The following is a 2,098-nucleotide window of genomic DNA, read 5'->3' on the forward strand; positions in this document are numbered from 1 at the left end:
GGCACCCCGGGCAGGCGCCACCTCGCCAAGCGAGAGGGGACACACAGTTTTTCCACCCCCTCTATCGTTTTCCGGTCGGAGCCGGTCGGACCTGCCGGAACCGCAGTTCCTGACTGCAACTTTGCAGTTCCGACCGCTCCGGGAGCCTCGGAGCCGGTCGGAACCGGAGGAGCCTGCCGGGTCATCCCGACAGGCCTTCCTGGTCGGCAAGGGACATGAGGCTCGCCCTGATGGTGTAGACCCGGATCTTGCCGAGGCCCGGGATCGCCACCCGCCTGGCGAGGTTCTTCCCTTCCCCCGGCTCCAGGTGCCCGGCCGCGGCGAGGGTCCGCGCCACCTCGGCCGCATCCAGCCCCTCGCACACCTCGGCGCGCCAGGTTGCCAGGTGGATCAGGTACAAGTCGGACCCGTTAGGCATGCGGCGCCAGCCCGCGCGGTTGACCACCGGCCGGGCAGGATCGAGCACCTCCTCCAGCTCGTTGGTGGTCGGGTTCAGCCAGATCGGCTGGAGCCGGCTGGCGCCATGCTGCACCAGGAACAGCCGCACCTTCGCGAGGTGGGCGGCCTCCTCGCCGCTGCCGTCTCCGCCGCGCCGGGCGCGCCATAGGCTCAGCACTGTGGCTGCGGCATCCGTCGCCGCCTCCTTCGGCCAGGGCACCACGCCCAGCTCGGCTGCGATCTCGCCGGCCGCCGCCACCAGCGCCAGGCGCCGCGCCACCTCCCGCACCTGCGGGTCGGCCCCGGCCGGGACGTGGGCGGCGAGGAAGGCGGCGCGATGCTCGGCGATGGTGGCCGGCAGTTCCTCCGGCGCCTCGGCGCGGATCCGGGCCAGCTGCGCCAGGAAGTCGCGGGCGGCGGTGCCGTGCTGGCGGTTGGCCGCGGTGGCGAGGTCGGCGCACAGGGCCTGGAAGTCGGGCCGGCCGTGGAGTTCGGGCCAGAGGTCGGCCGGCAGCGGCACGGAGGGCAGCCGCACCTCGGCACCGGGCGGGACCCGCTGGCCAGCCTTCTGCGCCAGGGTCGCGACATCGATCTCGCCGTTGCTGAGGTAGAAGGTCCGCCACGTCCGGCGCCGGCGGGCACTGGCGTCGGCCCGCAGCCGGCCCTTCCCGCCGCCGTTGCCCATGGCGTAGATCGCGCCCACCACGTCGCGCGGCTCGGCCTGCTGGATTTCATCCAGGGTCAGCAGCCCGTCCGCCGCCTCCTCGCACGCGGCTTCCAAGGCGTTGGCGGTGGTGCGCCAGTCGCGCAGAGCGCCGGCCTTGTCGTGGGGGCCCCAGACGCTGGCCGCCAGCCGCATCGCGACCGTTTTCCCGCGCTTGCTGGGGCCAAACAGGTGGACACCGCCGCCATCCTCGCCGGCGATTTCCAGCAGCGGGCCGACGAAGGCCGCGGCCAGGCAGAAGGTGGCGACCGGGTTGCCGACCGCGAGGGCTGCCACCTGCTCCTGCCACTCGGCGAGCGTGCCGGCGGTGGCGACGCGGCGGGCGGCATCCTCGGCCAAGTTCTGCAACACCAGCGGCTCGGCCGTGGCACCGATCGGCGTGCCGTCGGCCAGCATGTAGCCCGCCGCGCCGCCGGCCGGGGCGTGCCAACCGGTGCGCGGGACCGCGGTGACGCGGGTGGCGGTTTCCACCTCGCCCAGCGCCTGCCGCAGCAGCGCGCGGGCCTCGGCGGTGGCGCCGATCCGCAGCCCGCCATCGGCCAACTCGGCCTCCAGCACGCCGGGGTCGGTGGTGAGCAGCCGGCGCTGCATCGCCCAGCGGTGCTGGCGGCCGTCCCGGTCAGCCCAGGCCAGCCACAGGCCCCAGCCCTGCCCGGCACCGGTGCGGCTCTCGCCCAGCACCGCGAAGGGCGCGCTGACCAGCACCGGCATCGAGTCGTCGCCGTCGCTGAGGAACACCAGCCCGCGCTCCTCCATGCGGAAGCCGGGCGGCCAGATCACGGCGCCGGCGGTGCCGCGCAGCCGCTCCCGCTCGGCCGCCTCGCGCTCCTGGAAGGCCTGCCGGCGGAGGGCATGGACCGCCTTCGCCAGATCCTTCACGGTCAGGCCGAGGCGGGAGGCGGCCGCCCGGCGCTCCTGCGCGAACTCCGTCGGCGA

At 74.8% G+C, this 2,098-nt stretch carries 1 protein-coding gene; it reads right to left on the bottom strand.

What is annotated here, in order from left to right:
• Positions 1–181: 181 nt before the first annotated feature.
• A partial coding sequence (locus M0638_RS27900; RefSeq protein ID WP_248670221.1) for a DUF927 domain-containing protein occupies positions 182–2,098 on the bottom strand: 1,917 nt, incomplete at its 5' end.

The sequence above is a fragment of the Roseomonas acroporae genome (assembly GCF_023223525.1).
Classification (GTDB): Bacteria; Pseudomonadota; Alphaproteobacteria; order Acetobacterales; family Acetobacteraceae; genus Roseomonas_E; species Roseomonas_E acroporae.